Source organism: Legionella donaldsonii (assembly GCF_900452385.1).
Classification (GTDB): domain Bacteria; phylum Pseudomonadota; class Gammaproteobacteria; order Legionellales; family Legionellaceae; genus Tatlockia; species Tatlockia donaldsonii.
Genome location: NZ_UGOA01000001.1, coordinates 3,049,662 through 3,064,931, shown reverse-complemented (window position 1 = coordinate 3,064,931; position 15,270 = coordinate 3,049,662). Strand labels below are relative to the sequence as shown.

Here is a 15,270-nt window from a genome sequence, read left to right as displayed (position 1 = left end):
TGGGGACATGCAATGCCTTCAGAATTCTTCACTAAATCAAAGTTTTTACTTGCAATGGAATGCCCAACTAAACTTTATTATCACGCGAACCCCGAAATTTATTTAAATAACAGAACTTCGGATCCCTTTTTAGAGGCTTTGGCAAAAGCTGGGTTTCAGGTGGGAGTATTAGCTAAGTGTTATTATCAAGGTGCTGATTCAATAGATTTAAGTAATCTCAATACAGAGCAGGCACTTTATAAAACTAAAGAACTTTTAAAAAAAGACAACGTAATTATATTTGAAGCTGCGGTTGCATATAATCATTTGCTTCTACGTGCTGATATTCTTGTAAAGAATGATAATCATATTCGTCTTATTGAGGTTAAGTCGTCCACATGGGATTCAACAAAAGATTCTATTTTCATGAAAAAGGGAGGAATTTCCCAGGATTGGTTGAGCTATATTTATGATGTGGCATTTCAAAAATATGTATTTAAAAAAGCATACCCTAATCTTAGGATCTCAGCTTATTTAGGCCTATTAAATAAATCAGCTTCCTGCCCCGCAAGTGGATTGAATCAAAAAATTAGAATTTCAAGAACCAAAAATGGGCAAGTGAAAGTGTCAGGCGTAGAGAAACTTAATGCTGCAGACCTTTCCGATAAATTATTGATAGAAATCAATGTGGATAATGAGATTACATATGTGAGTGAGGAAGTTAAATATAGAAATGAATTGAAACTTGGGGGCTATATTGAATATCTAGCCAACTGTTCTTTGAATGGTCAAAAATTAAATCCGTCTATTGGAAAAATATGTGCTAATTGTGAATTTCGAGTATTACATACAAAATTAGTCAGCGGTAAAAAAAGTGGTTTTGAGGAATGTTGGCGTGAAGCTTGTCATTTTGAAGAGAGAGATTTTAAACGTCCAAGCGTCTTAGATATTTGGAATTACACTAGAAGAGATGAGCTCATAAAAAATGGAGTATATTTTCAAGATCAAGTTGAAGAGAATGAAATTTTACCGAAAAAAAACTCAATCAAGTTGAAGAGAATGAAATTTTACCGAAAAAAAACTCATCAGCGGTGACACCAGGGTTATCAGGGCCTCAACGCCGTCTTTTACAAATTGAGAAAACAAAACAAAATGATTTTTCGCTTTATCTTGATAAAGATGGGTTGAAAACTGAGATCGCTACATGGGTCTATCCATTACATTTCATCGATTTTGAAACAGCAGCGCCTGCAATACCTCTTGATAAAGGAGCTCATCCGTATGAAGGATTTGCCTTTCAGTTTTCTCATCATATGTTGTATAAAAATGGAGCTGTGGAACATGCAGATCAATTTCTTAATACCGAATTAGGTGTGAATCCAAATTTGAGCTTTATACGCGCATTAAAGCACGCACTCAGTAAAGACGATGGAACCATTTTTAGGTATCACAACCACGAAAACACCTATTTGAATTACATTCTTAAAGAATTAATGGAGTCAGATGATATTGATGATAAAGATGTTTTGGTTGAGTTTATACAGTCTATTGCCAAGCCAACCAATAGCAGCAGTAGTATTTGGGAAAGTGGCGATAGACTTATGGTTGATTTATGTAAACTAGTTGAATCCTACACATTTGAACCAGCAATCAACGGTAAGACATCCATCAAAAAAGTATTACCTGCAATTTTAAATAGCTCAATTTTCTTACAAAAAAAGTATGGTCAAAAAATTTATGGTTCAACTGCTGAGATTAAAAGCTTAAATTTTCATGATCCTATTGCATGGGTTATCAAAGATGGTAATCAAATTTTAGACCCTTATTCTTTGCTGCCAAAATTGTTTAAAAATATGGAGTTGACGGATGACCAGATAGAATGGATGTTTGATAGCGATGAATTAAAAGAGGGTGGCGCCGCATCTATTGCGTATATGTATATGCAGTTTAGTGAAATGTCAGCAGTAGAACGACAATACCTGACAGATGCTCTTTTAAGATACTGTGAGTTAGATACACTTGCAATGGTCATGATAGTCGAAGCATGGCTTAATTTTTAATTGAATCAAATTAAATTTAAAATTTGGCTTAACTTCCTTTTCATCTCCGTAATCTCGCTCGATAATCTTCTTACTTCAAAAGACCTTGTGCCATGTTTATAGCTATTTTTTCTGCTCTTTTCTTTCCCTTCCAGAGTTTTTGGCCCTGTTGAATACTCCCACGGCTTCTGAAGACGAATCAATTGCGCTTGCGCTAATCGCTCCTCCAATGTCCACTTTCTCATGAGCCACCTCGGATATCAGTTCGTTTGCAAATTTCTTATTTTTTTTAAAATTTCCAGACTCAGATTCTACTCCATTATTTACCTGTTGATTAATTGCATTGTTCTGCTGCTTAACAAACGTTACACGACGTGGATGCTTTAATTCTGCTAAAGTGGCCAATGTTTTTCTGCATTGTGATTGTGCTCGAAAAGCTATATTTGAAAACACTTCGATATGGTTAATCATATTAAGGTCAGCTAACTGCTTCAATGCATCATAAAAAATATAATCTAGTGTTTTAGCATGAGTCATTAGCATTTGTTCTACTTCTTTAAGATTACCATCACTTACCTTATTAGCACTAGCTTCTAGTTGATCCAACACTGTCGAAACATCAAGCAAGCGACCACGTCCATGCAAATGATCAATCGCCATGGCAGCACTCGCTAAACAATTTGTTTGAGCAATAGAGCTATTAATTTTTTGCTGTTTCAATTTTTGTTCACTGTCTGCTGAATCTGATTTAATTGCCATTTTCCATTGCCTCGCGAATATAAGTATTAGCTGCAAATCTACCTTTATTTTGTTTCTTGAAGTCTTTCTGTTCATCATTCATTGCATCAAGCCAACATTTTAAATATCGCTCAAGTAGTGGTTTAGTAATACGAACATAGCCAAAAGATTTCAACCATCGCTTATCATCATATAATAGTTCTAAACCCGCTTGGTTTGCTTGTTCAAAAAATGCATCAAAAATGTCACCAGATTGCGTTTGAGTATCAATAACCGGTGCTAATAATGCTAATTTTGATAATGCAGATTTATTCTTTGTTATAACATTAGCAGAATTAGCAATATTAGCAGAGCTCCTACGTTGGCTAATCTCACTTATTAGCTGTGCAATCGCCATTTTTAACCCTCGTCTTTAAACAAAGCGGGATTTAACTCAATGCAGTTTGGTGTTGTATCGATGTTTAAGCGCACTCTGTTGAGAACCTGCAATTCATGTAAGGCTAATCTCATGTCTGAAGCCTTTCTAACGCAAGACGGACCAGTTTGAAGCACTATAGAAGTTGGCACGGTGCGTAAATTATTTTTTTTACAATAACCAATTAACCAACTTTCTAGCCGGTCAGCATTAATAAGGACTGGGGATAATGCAAGCTCCCCAAAAAATCTTCTAGCTTCATTTAAATGCCATAAGGCAATCAAACTTGCACCATCGAACGACTCAGCACTAACGTCTTCGTCAATACCAAATTCAAAAAAATTGAATAAAGCCGCTAATCGGGCTGCATTATCAGCTAATTTTGATGCAACATCCCTGACATCACAAAGCTCACCTCCCTGAGATAACTCACCTTCGATCGCATCATGAAACTTTATCCATGCTAATTTTGCTAAAGGTGCTAATGACATGAGATTAGGAGTTAATACACCTTGTTCTATAGGTGGCTTACTATTTAGGATTCCTGTAATGCGCTGGTTAAATATAGCCAAATGCGGCCATTTTTCTGGGGCTTCTGTAAAAAAACGCTGGCCTTGAGTTGATTCAGGCCATGAAAATAGAACCCGAGCAAAATAGCCAATTCCACGGGCTAAAGAGCCTAATCGTGAAGTAAACTCCTTAATGGTAACTTCTTGGACTTGCACTGCCATAGTAAGTCTAACTTCTTGGGCCCTAAATGATTCAGAAGTGCGCCTGTCTGTCGGAACGCCTTTGCCATCCCATCCTTGGTTATATGTTGATAAATTACGCATTGCCGTATCTTTATTCATGCCATGGGCACCAAAAACAATGCCTCCTTCACTAGAGATAATTCCAGCAGATGGCCAAACCATAGCTAAATTGCTTTTCAACGCTTCTGGTGTCACATCAGAATAAATAAGCCTTGGTACCTTTGGTGGCTCAGGTTTTACATGCTCAAGATCAATTAAACTTGATTCAAGTTGTTTGGTATCCTTTCCCTTGCCGGCCAGTTTTCGTATTTCGGTTTTAATTCCCTCACCTTTTGCTTGCCAAGCAGCCATTTTGGCGTTGTAGTCTTTGAATAATGGCTTTGCTGCGTCTGCTTGTTTTTGTTCGTATTCGTAAATAGATTTGGTAAAAAAATTGTCACATGTAGATTTTCTTTCACCAGAATCAGCAATAGTGACCATAAATAACCCTGTTGGCCCACATAGTTTTTCATCACGCTTAATATCAATATATGTTTGGCAAGCCAGTGAAATGGCGCTAAGTGCTGACGCAGCAACCAAAGCAATTGGCGCCTTTGTGTAGTTTTGAACTTCGATAACTGCATCGCGAATGATTGATGGCAATGCATCTAAAGGGTAGGGATTTTGTAAAACTGCTGTTGTTAGTGGTAATGGCTCTAGCCACTCAAATTGCTGTGCTGCATCATCAGGCAGATCATCAAGAAAAGGTAATCCATGTAAGGTCTCTTGATTTGCCCCAGGGTTCATTTCAAGCCAATCAATAATGTCTCCTTTTTCTGGAAGATGGAGTTGAGCCACATCGATAAACTTAATGCGGCAATTCAATGGTCTTAGGAGGCTACAGACTTCCCGTGCATAAGAAAGACCCGATGCATCATAATCCCTCCAAATAATTATATTTCTATCTCGTAGAATTTCCCAATTGGCAGTAGAAGCACTTGAACTGCTACCTGATGTTGTCGCTAAGTATCCAAGGCATTCTAAGCGATCTACTTTTTGCTCACCTTCTACAACCCATATATCTTTGTGAGGATTTTTCACAATGTTATTTAGATGATAAAGAAGTTTATTTTGATTGAACTTAGGCTCACCCAAAACCCATGCTTTCCGTTTTGAACACAGATGAAAAGGCCTAATCCATTTTTTGCCGTCAGGATGTTTTAAACGAATTCTTATATAAACCACATTCCCTTTATCATCATCGTATACATGCAATGCTTGAAATACATAGCCTGCCTTAAGCTCATTTTTGGCATGGTGACCAGCAAGTTTTTTTGCTATTGCCTCTAACGTTCCTTTATCCATGGCTCCATGCTCCTAATTGATTAACAGCATCTTTGAAGCTGAGTTTGTAACGTAGCCTATGAAAAGCGAGTACATCAAATCCTTTAGCACCACACCCAAAGCAACGGAAATGTCCGCTAACCATATTAATGCTTAGGCTTGGAGTGGAATCATCATGAAAGCAGCATCTAACCATGATCCACTCAGATTTAATCTTTAAGTTTTGAAATTGTTTACTGTAATAAGCCGCAGGAGTTGGGAGTAATGAACGATCGAATTTACGTTCAGTCACTTTTAAATTAAAATCACTACTTAGGTTTGTTTTGTAAGCCCTCGTCGCGCCAACGAATTGAGGGTTTCGTTCTATCTTCATTTGCCACCCCCATGCATACGGCTAGATTGAATACGTTGCTCAATCCAGGATGTTATTTCTTCTTCAATCCATCCGACGCTGCGATCACCTAATGCTATTGGTTTTGGAAATTCTCCTTGGGAAATTTTTGAATAAATTGACGAACGGCCGAGCCCTGTTCTTTCCTGCACTGCTCTGCGTCTTAAAATTTTTAAAGGTAACTTTTGATTAGAAGTTTCCTTTTCATTTACTCGTACTGGCATAGTTATTCCTAATTTGTCTAATGGAGTAACTATCTCAACAGAGGCAAAAAAAAGGCGAAATAGATTTTTAATGGTATTTTTATTTTAATTTTCATTAAAAATCAAAGAGATAAAAAGGCGGCTCGCCTTTTTTATGGTATGAATGAGGTTTTTATTTTTTCTTGAGATTTTTTATTATTGTGCTAATAGCAACAAAATCTCCATTTCCCTGTTTTAGAAACTCAGGTTTGGTCTGTTCTAGCTCTTCGTATATAACTTTAGCCATTTCTTCCTTCTTAATTTTAGGATTTTGCTTCCATTTTTCACAAGCTATTTCTCGCCATTTTTGAATCCTTTGCTCAGGCGTTATTTTTGGCGTAGTAGTTAGATTTTGTTTTTCAGGTATCGTCTTTCTGCTTAGATATGGATAGTGCCTTTTAAAAAGCCCTACATCTTCATTAATTAAATTGCCGGTAAAAGTGCTAATAGCTTTCAGTAATTTCTTATCAACTGAAATGTTATTTTGTAATGCCTTATCTACAAAGTAGAAAATGTTATCCCTTACATCCCAAAATGGCCTATTGCCACGCAGTATTTTAAATAACACTTCAAATTCAATAACATCTTCTCTAAACCTCACCTCTCTATAATTATTGGAATTTTTGACAACTAGTATTCCTGGATCAAACCCATAAATTAGACAGACAGCATCGTGAACGGGGCAGGGGGCATAATGCACAAATTCTTTAATTTTTTTCAATGAAGTAAACATAAATATCCTTTTAATGAGACTCAGATAAGCAATCCAAATAATCCGCCCAATCCTGCATCATCTTTCTACGCTCTGGTAAATGTGCCGTTCTGTTATAAGCACGCCCATTAGGATCGCGGACAGCATGAGCAAGTTGGTGTTCAATAATGTCTGGACGGACTCCAAGAACTTCATCGAGTAACGTTCTCGCCGTTGCCCTAAAACCATGACCGGAAGCTTCTTCTTTGCTAATTCCTAATCGGCGTAGCGCTCCCAAAATTGCGTTATCGCTCATGGGACGGGCATTGCTTCTAGCAGAAGGGAATACAAAAGCACTATTACAGGTGAAGGGGTGAAGCTCTTTTAATATGGTTATAGCTTGAGTGGCTAAAGGTACAATATGAGGAGTATCTGTTTTAGTAACGATATAGCTCCATTGCGCGGTATCAAAATCGATGTCCTCCCATTTGGCGTGACGTAACTCCCCCGGACGCACAAAAACTAATGGTGCTAAGCGTAAAGCACAGCGAACAATCAATGATCCTTCGTAATCTTCAAACACTCTTAATAATTGACCAAAGCGCTTAGGGTCAGTTTGTGCTGCAAAATGTTTAGTTTTAACTGGAGGTAGTGCGCCCTTTAAGTCTTGAGAAAAGTCTCTTTCAGCTCGACCTGTAGCAATGGCATAACGGAATACTTGACCACAGTTGCTTAATGCTCTGTGGGCTGTTTCTAATGCCCCACGATCTTCAATACGGCGGATGACTGACAACAAAACTGGAGGTGTAACTTCTGTGATAGGCTTGTCGCCAATCCAAGGAAAAATATCACGCACAAAGCGCTGTATGATTTTATCCGCATGACTTTTAACCCAATTTGATGAATATTTTACAAACCACTCTCTAGCGACTACTTCAAAGCTATTAGCAGAGCGCTCATCTGCCACTTGCTTCATGACTTTTTTATGTTCGCCTGGATCAATTCCATCGGCAAGTAATTTTCTAGCCTCATCACGTTTAACACGGGCTTTGGCAAGGGTAACATCATCATATACCCCCAAGGCCAATAATTTTTCTTTACCACCAAATCGGTATTTAAAACGCCAATATTTTCTACCTTCTGGTGTTACATAAAGAAATAAACCTTTTTCATCTGCAATTTTACGAGCTTTAGCTTCTGGTTTAGCATTTCGAAATACTATATCTTTCTTTTCAGCCACTTTGGGGGTATCTCCTTTTTGACTTCTCGATATACCCCAACAAATACCCCCAATATGGTTTGGATGTAGGGGGTATTTATTGGACAATAGTGGACGTATGATAGGCGTTAAGCCTAGTGTTTACAATAGGTTATGGATGTTATTGGAGTGTCTTGGATGGTTAATTGGTGGAGGCGGCGGGAATCGAACCCGCGTCCGCAAATCCTCTGCCGTCAGCTCTACATGCGTAGCCTTGTCTATTAAGTTAACCGTGGCCCCTCCGACAGGCAGGATGGTACACGGCGATTCCCTTGATTTAACACCTTGATGCGGGACGGACCAAGATGCGAGCTTATCTTCTATGACCGTTGATTCGATACCGATAAGCAAGCTCGGTCAACGGGGCGCTGGTTTTATGGCAGCGCACGGTGCGGTTACACTATCAAAGCTTACGCAGCGATAGCTTCACCTGCAAAGTTTTCATCATTTGCATTTATATTTAGTGAGTCTGATTTACGAGAGTTCTCATTCTCGGCATGCACATCAGGTTTCGCAACCCACGTCGAAACCAGGTCGCCCCCTTTTTTTGTACACTTTTATTATAACACAGAACACAAGGGACAAGTTCAACTCGACTCAATTATTTTCACAGGAAAAGGCCTGGCTTGTTGCTCCACAAGCCAGGCCTTTTTATTAGGGATTAATACCATTGTGGCGCAGAAGGGCATCTACCGTTGCTGCACGGCCTCTAAACCCATGGTAGGCATCGGCGGCTTTCTTCGAGCCCCCGGCTTCCAGGATAAAATGGAGGAAATCATGTCCTGCCTGCGTGTTGAAGATGCCTTCTTCTTCAAAGCGCGCAAAGGCATCACTGGAGAGGACCTCTGCCCATTTATAACTGTAATAGCCGGCCGCATAACCGCCTCCAAAGATATGGGAGAAACTGTGTTGAAAGCGATTGTAAGGTGCAATCGGCACAACCGTCGTTTGTCGGCGTACTTCAGCCAGTGTTTTACTGATAAAGTCTGGCGTAAGCGGGGTAAATTCCAGGTGGATGCGAAAGTCAAACAAAGAAAACTCTAACTGGCGCATCATCGCCATGGCAGATTGGAAATTTTTAGCGGCCAATAATTTTTCAAAGAGCTCATCAGGCAAATGCTCGCCGCTATCGACGTGCTGCGTTAATAATTGCAGGGCTTTTTGTTCCCAACACCAGTTTTCAAAAAACTGGCTGGGCAGTTCAACCGCATCCCATTCCACGCCGTTAATACCGGACGCACTGAGATAATTAACTTTGGTTAATACATGGTGTAAGCAATGGCCAAACTCATGGAATAAGGTTAAGACCTCATCGTGAGACAGGGTCGCCATTTTTTTCCCGGCTGGCTTGGCAAAATTACAGGTCAGGGTAGCAACGGGGAGTTGAATACTGTCGTCAGGCAGTTTACGTCGGCTTTGGCAGGAATCCATCCACGCGCCGCCGCGCTTATGTTGGCGGGCAAACAAATCCACATAAATATAGCCGCGTACCAGTCCTTTCTCATCCGACACGCGATAGCACTTGACGTCATGATGCCAGATATCCACCCCTTTCACTTCTTCCAGCTTCATCCCATACAGTTTGTTGATGATGGTGAATAAGCCTTCCATCACTTTCGCAAGGGAAAAATAGGGGCGAAGCTCTTCCTGTGAAATCGCATACTGGGCCTGTCTTTTCTTCTCGGAGATATAGGTGACATCCCACGGTTCAAGCTTGGTTAAGCCATGGTGTTTTTCGGCAAACGCCTGCAACGCCTGGAACTCGGTTTCTGCCTGATGGTGGGCGCGAATTGATAAGTCCGTCAAAAAATCAATGACCTGTTTTGGCGATTCAGCCATCTTGGTCGCCAGTGATAATTCAGCGTAATTGGCAAAACCTAAGAGCTGGGCTTTCTCATGGCGCAGAGCGAGAATCTCATTCATGACGTGACTGTTATCAAATTTTCCAGCCTGGGGTCCTTGTTCGGAGGCACGGGTGGCATACGCCTCATAAAAGGTTTCGCGAAGGGCGCGATCGTCGGCATGAGTAATAATGGCGATATAGCAGGGAAACTCAAGGTTGAACATCCAGCCAGACAAGCCTTTCTCGGCGGCTAATTCAGCGGCGGTATGCAAGGCATGTTCAGGCAAACCGGCCACCCGTTTTTCATCGCTAATGTGCAGGCTAAACGCCTGGGTCGCATCCAGGACATTGTTTTCAAATTGATTGGATAATTCAGACAAGCGTGTTTGGATCGCTTCAAAACGTTGTTTCTTTTCTGCCGATAAAGCAACGCCAGCTAGTTCAAAATCGCGGAGGGTATCTTCAACAATCTTTTGTTGGACAGGATCTAATTGGTCTTGCGCTAAAGACTTAACCGCATCATATAAATCATGGTTATGGCCAATTGCTGCTTCGTAAGCGGAAAGCTTGGGTAAACAGGCTTGATAACACTCTCGCAGCGCTTTGGAATTAACGACAGCGTGCAAATGGGATAAAGGCGACCAAAAGCGCTCAAGCACATCATCCATGTCTTCCAGCGGACGCATCAGCTTATCCCAGGTATAGTGGGCATTCTTTTGCGCCAAAAGGGTAGTTATCTGCTGAAGGTTATCTTGTAAAAGCGTGTCAAGGCGGTTCACAAAACCCGCCGGATCGAGAGAAGTAAATTGCGGTAAACTAGCGGTTGACATAAAGATCCTCAATGCTATCAAAGCCCTAAGGATAGCATCGAACGTATTGAACCTCCATGCCTTTAGACAAAGGCTGTATTGGATGTAAAAGGAAGTATCACCGGATCGCTTTTTGCAAGAGGCTTAGTCTCTAGAAAGCCAGGTGCGCTTTTCGAATGATGCAATCCTCTATGATCAGACTTTCCCATCTGTATGCTATCGTCCTCCCGCAATCTGTCATCATGGGGTGGCTCTGTAGGCTCGCTAGGACGAAACAAGGTTAGCCCCGTTTCATAGATTGATTTACCACTTTTATCATTCAACGCGATGACTCGATCAACAGGCCTTAGTTGTCCCAGTGCCTGGAGATGTCGATTAACCATGAATGTAGTTGTTAATACGATTAACGCACCGAGAAAGGGAAGAAGCGGGCTCGCTGCGAAGGCAGGGAAGGCGAAGCACATCCCAAACATCAGCGTCTGGGTGTTAACCAGGGTGACAAACAATCGTCTGTCTTCAAACTCCACTCGCTGGGCAAAGTGCTCACGATAGCTTTTTAGCTCCAACCATTCTTTAGTCTCTTCACCCCCGATTTCCAGGGCCATATCGTCATAGACCTTTTGCTGGCCGGTTAAACGGTTGTGTTCAATGCGGGCTCGCAAACGGGCCCAGAGTACGTCGAAGAGAAAGAGGCTAAGCGTGACATAGATACCGAGAGGCGCCAAAGGCCCAGTCAGTACAAAGCAGTTTAGTAATCCTGATGTCATCCACAGGGAATCATTGCCTAATTCAAACCAGCGCTGCTGCAATTGCCCCAGAAACCCCAACCACAATCCCATTTTCTTTTCCTTCGCCGCGGTCCACCAGCTAGGAACAATAAAACTTAGCAAAACGATGGAATTGACCGTTAATCTGGGTGCAAAAAACAGCCAGGAAGCGTGGCTGACAATTACTCCCAGGTAAGGATCAACGGCTGCCACTTTACGGCCTAACTTTGACTCTATGAGATAATCACGGACGAATTCAAAATCCTTTATGATTGGTACCAAGGTGGTAAACAAACGCCTGCTGCGGCCAAACATCAAACGGGGAAAATTCCAATTGGGGGTCGCGCCCCGCACGCGCTGGCCAGACCAGGCAGACAAGGCAATGGCTTTGTCCTCTGACGCGCCAAACGAATAATTTTGTGTCGCTAATAAGTCCCGAAAGACCTTTTTGTCATCCTGCAGACGCGCAACTTCATGCCATTCACCCAAAAAATCACGATAAAGGGGGGTTAATAATTCGGCCATCATCAGGGCAGCAACCAATTGCTCAACCAGTTCAGCTTTACTGACACCGGGACGACTGAAGTCGTGAAGAAGCCTTGTGCAAAGTACGCTATACGTCACGTTCAGCTCAAGATGCTTTGAGATCATTGGATGAAAGAACGTGGCGGGCTGCTTGGCCAGCTCTTTACCAAATTCCCAATTAATGATTTCGTTATCCCCTGGACTCGTAACAGGTAGTTGATCAATTCCAATTAACGAACCCATGTGTCGCAACACGGCTACTGTCATACAACCCCGAAAATGAGTTAAACCAAAAAATAATCTCAAAAAATAATCAAAAAGTAAAATTTAAATGAACTTAACTACTATTTGCTCCACAAAAGCTCATTATTGTGCATAATTATTACAACAAGCACGCTGCTAACTTGCTGAATAGAAGCTTCTGAGCGACAATAGTGCCCCTAATGATTACATAAGAGAACGCATGAGTCTTTCTAATGATTTAGCCAATGCCATCCGTTTTTTAAGTATCGATGCTGTTGAGCAAGCCCAATCCGGTCATCCAGGCATGCCTTTGGGCATGGCAGATATTGCTACGGTACTATGGAAGAAGTTCCTTAAGCACAATCCTAAAAACCCTCATTGGTTTGATCGGGATCGGTTTGTTTTATCAAACGGCCATGGCTCCATGCTGCTCTATTCCCTATTACATTTAACAGGCTATAACCTAAGCCTGGATGAGCTTAAAAATTTCCGCCAATTGCATTCCAAAACCCCTGGCCATCCTGAACATGCTGATACCCCGGGTGTTGAAACAACAACGGGTCCTTTGGGTCAAGGGCTTGCTAATGCTGTTGGTATGGCTATCGCAGAAAAATTATTGGCAAACCATTTTAATCGTTCCGAGCTGGAATTGGTTAATCATTATACCTATACCTTTGTCGGTGACGGCTGCCTGATGGAAGGTATTTCCCATGAAGTCTGTTCGCTCGCTGGCACTTTGGGACTGGGTAAACTAATCGCTTTTTATGATGACAATGGCATCTCCATTGATGGCAAGGTCGAGTCCTGGTTCACTGATGATACCGCCAACCGCTTTAAGGCTTATCATTGGCAGGTGATTGGCCCTATCGATGGCCATGATCCCAGTGCGATTGAAAAAGCCATCGAACAAGCCCGTCAGGAAACGAAAAAGCCCAGTTTAATTATTTGTAAAACCGTGATCGGTTATGGTTCACCGGTTGCCGGTAGCGAAAAATCACATGGGTCCCCCTTGGGAGCCGCCGGTGTCGCCAAGGTGCGAGAACACTTTCATTGGCCTCATCCACCCTTTGTAATCCCTGACGCGCTTTATGCGGCATGGAATCATGTCGAACAGGGACAACATGACGAAAGCCAGTGGCTTCAAAGCTGTCAAACTTATCAGCAACATTATCCACAAGATTACCAGGAATTTTTACGTCGTATTAATGGCGACTTACCCGACAACTGGCCAACGCAGAGTGCCGCTTTTATCGAACAATGCCGTACTAGCGATAAAGCGTTAGCAACGCGTAAAAGCTCCCAGCAATGCATTGAGCAATTTGCTCGTATATTGCCGGAAATGCTGGGTGGTTCCGCTGATTTAACCGGCTCCAACAATACGGATTGGTCAGGTACTAAAGCGATTAGTGCCGAGGATTTTTCCGGTAACTATCTCTATTATGGTGTACGTGAATTCGGCATGGCAGCGATTATGAATGGCTTGGCCTTACATGGCGGCTTTATTCCTTATGGCGGTACTTTTTTAGTCTTTGCCGATTATGCCCGTAATGCAGTGCGCTTAAGTGCCTTAATGAAGCAACGTATTATTTATGTGTTTACCCATGATTCAATCGGCCTGGGTGAAGATGGCCCGACTCATCAACCCATAGAACACGCAGCGATGTTGCGCATGACCCCTAATATGCAGGTATGGCGACCCGCTGATCTGATGGAAACTGCGGTGGCCTGGCAACAGGCGCTTGAACATCATACGGGTCCATCCAGCCTACTGTTATCAAGACAGAATTTGCCTGCTCTAAACCATGATGCAAAGGCCGCTGAACGAATTGAACGAGGCGGTTATATCCTGAGTGATTGCCAGGGATTACCTGATGCCATTCTGTTAGCAACCGGCTCCGAAGTGCAACTGGCTCTCGCTGCTGCAGCGCAAATGACGGCATTAGGGAAAAAAATCCGTGTTGTTTCCATGCCCTGTTGCGAGCGTTTTATTGCTCAGGATAAGAACTATCAGGAAGACGTTTTACCCAATGCGGTCCGCAAGCGAATAGCCATTGAAGCGGCTGCGAGTGGTTATTGGTACCGTTTTGTAGGTTTGGACGGCGCGGTCATTGGTATTGATCGTTTTGGTGTTTCTGCACCCGCTGCGGAAGCTTACAACTATTTAGGCCTTACTGTTGAAAAGATAGTAGCCGCTTTAAAAGCTCTATTTTAAACTGACTCGCTACGAGTCACTGTTATTCGGAGAAGTAGTATGACGATACGAGTCGCTATAAATGGTTACGGCCGCATTGGCCGCTGTATTTTGCGAGCCATTTATGAATATGGGCGTCAAAATGAATTTAATGTAGTAGCGATTAATGATTTATCGGGGATAGAAACCACTGCTCATCTTACTCGCTATGACTCCACGCATGGTCGTTTTGCCAACGATGTCCGTGTGGATGGCGATAATCTAGTGATCGATGGCCATCCTATTCGGGTGATTGCCGAGCGTGATCCGACTGCACTGCCCTGGAAAGCGATGGAAGTTGATGTGGTTTTTGAATGCACAGGCCATTTCACCAGTCGTGATGCAGCCATGAAGCATATTGCAGCGGGTGCCAAAAAAGTTTTAATTTCAGCACCGGGTAAAAATGCCGATGCCACGATTGTCTATGGCGTAAACCATCAAAGTTTGCGGGCAACCGATATCATTGTTTCCAATGCGTCCTGTACGACCAATTGCCTGGCACCCGTCGTTAAACCTCTGAATGATGCGTTGGGTATCGAGCATGGCCTGGTCAATACCGTTCATGCTTACACGAAGGATCAAATGTTGTTGGACGGCAGCCATAGTGATTTGCGTCGTGCCCGTTCTGCAACGCAATCGATTATTCCCACCAAAACAGGGGCAGCAGTGGCTGTGGGTTTGGTGTTACCAGAATTAGCAGGAAAATTGGATGGTTTTGCCATGCGTGTTCCTACTTTAAATGTGTCTGTTGTCGATTTAACCTTTACTGCGCAACGTGAAACCAGTGTTGCAGAAGTCAATGACATCATGCGTAAAGCAAAAAATGAAATTCTGCATATTTGTGAAGAACCGCTGGTATCTTGCGATTTTAATCATTATCCAGCCTCTGCTGTTTTTGATACCACTCAAACCAAAGTGTTAGGAAATTTAGTAAAGGTAGTTGCCTGGTATGACAATGAATGGGGTTTCTCTAACCGCATGTTAGATACAGCAAACTACATGATGAATCGTTAAGGATAAGTGTA

The 15,270-nt window shown here is 42.2% G+C and carries 13 protein-coding genes and 1 other RNA gene; 4 read left to right on the top strand and 10 right to left on the bottom strand.

Features of this window, described 5'->3' with window-relative positions; translation table 11 throughout:
• Window positions 1–12: 12 nt before the first annotated feature.
• Complete coding sequence (locus tag DYC89_RS13900; protein ID WP_115222328.1) at window positions 13–1,074, top strand: hypothetical protein; 1,062 nt, start codon at window positions 13–15, stop codon at window positions 1,072–1,074.
• Window positions 1,071–2,039, top strand: coding sequence for a DUF2779 domain-containing protein (locus DYC89_RS13895; protein ID WP_181879410.1), 969 nt, complete (start codon window positions 1,071–1,073; stop codon window positions 2,037–2,039). Before DYC89_RS13900 ends, DYC89_RS13895 begins: the two co-directional genes overlap by 4 nt.
• A 102-nt stretch (window positions 2,040–2,141) precedes the next feature.
• Here the strand turns inward: DYC89_RS13895 and DYC89_RS13890 are convergent, their stop codons facing one another.
• From DYC89_RS13890 to DYC89_RS13845, 10 genes are all read right to left on the bottom strand, one after another.
• Window positions 2,142–2,777: a hypothetical protein gene (locus DYC89_RS13890; protein WP_115222326.1), complete on the bottom strand. Its 636-nt coding sequence runs from the start codon at window positions 2,775–2,777 to the stop codon at window positions 2,142–2,144.
• The gene (locus DYC89_RS13885) at window positions 2,767–3,153 is read right to left on the bottom strand and encodes a hypothetical protein (RefSeq protein WP_115222325.1); all 387 of its coding nucleotides are present in this window, start codon (window positions 3,151–3,153) and stop codon (window positions 2,767–2,769) included. Before DYC89_RS13885 ends, DYC89_RS13890 begins: the two co-directional genes overlap by 11 nt.
• 2 nt (window positions 3,154–3,155) lie before the next feature.
• The gene (locus DYC89_RS13880) at window positions 3,156–5,267 is read right to left on the bottom strand and encodes a DUF3987 domain-containing protein (protein WP_115222324.1); all 2,112 of its coding nucleotides are present in this window, start codon (window positions 5,265–5,267) and stop codon (window positions 3,156–3,158) included.
• On the bottom strand, window positions 5,260–5,619 hold the full coding sequence (locus DYC89_RS13875; RefSeq protein WP_115222323.1) for a CHC2 zinc finger domain-containing protein: 360 nt from the start codon (window positions 5,617–5,619) through the stop codon (window positions 5,260–5,262). The genes DYC89_RS13880 and DYC89_RS13875 overlap by 8 nt, the downstream gene beginning before the upstream one ends.
• A complete protein-coding gene (locus DYC89_RS13870) occupies window positions 5,616–5,861 on the bottom strand; it encodes a helix-turn-helix transcriptional regulator (RefSeq protein ID WP_115222322.1) in 246 nt (81 codons plus the stop codon). Before DYC89_RS13870 ends, DYC89_RS13875 begins: the two co-directional genes overlap by 4 nt.
• 151 nt (window positions 5,862–6,012) lie before the next feature.
• Window positions 6,013–6,612: a hypothetical protein gene (locus DYC89_RS13865; protein WP_115222321.1), complete on the bottom strand. Its 600-nt coding sequence runs from the start codon at window positions 6,610–6,612 to the stop codon at window positions 6,013–6,015.
• A gap of 10 nt (window positions 6,613–6,622) precedes the next feature.
• Entirely contained in the window at window positions 6,623–7,810 is a 1,188-nt protein-coding gene (locus DYC89_RS13860; RefSeq protein ID WP_115222320.1) for a tyrosine-type recombinase/integrase, read from the bottom strand.
• Between the two features lie 165 nt (window positions 7,811–7,975).
• Window positions 7,976–8,370: a transfer-messenger RNA gene (gene ssrA, locus DYC89_RS13855) on the bottom strand.
• Window positions 8,371–8,482: 112 nt separating this feature from the next.
• On the bottom strand, window positions 8,483–10,501 hold the full coding sequence (locus DYC89_RS13850) for a M3 family metallopeptidase (protein ID WP_115222319.1): 2,019 nt from the start codon (window positions 10,499–10,501) through the stop codon (window positions 8,483–8,485).
• Between the two features lie 62 nt (window positions 10,502–10,563).
• The gene (locus DYC89_RS13845) at window positions 10,564–12,078 is read right to left on the bottom strand and encodes a hypothetical protein (protein WP_181879409.1); all 1,515 of its coding nucleotides are present in this window, start codon (window positions 12,076–12,078) and stop codon (window positions 10,564–10,566) included.
• Window positions 12,079–12,235: 157 nt separating this feature from the next.
• Here DYC89_RS13845 and tkt point away from each other — a divergent pair, with 157 nt between their 5' ends.
• Together tkt and gap are read left to right on the top strand one after the other, a co-directional pair.
• The gene (gene tkt, locus DYC89_RS13840) at window positions 12,236–14,227 is read left to right on the top strand and encodes a transketolase (protein ID WP_115222317.1); all 1,992 of its coding nucleotides are present in this window, start codon (window positions 12,236–12,238) and stop codon (window positions 14,225–14,227) included.
• A gap of 39 nt (window positions 14,228–14,266) precedes the next feature.
• The gene (gene gap / locus DYC89_RS13835) at window positions 14,267–15,259 is read left to right on the top strand and encodes a type I glyceraldehyde-3-phosphate dehydrogenase (protein WP_115222316.1); all 993 of its coding nucleotides are present in this window, start codon (window positions 14,267–14,269) and stop codon (window positions 15,257–15,259) included.
• The last annotated feature ends 11 nt before the right edge of the window (window positions 15,260–15,270 follow it).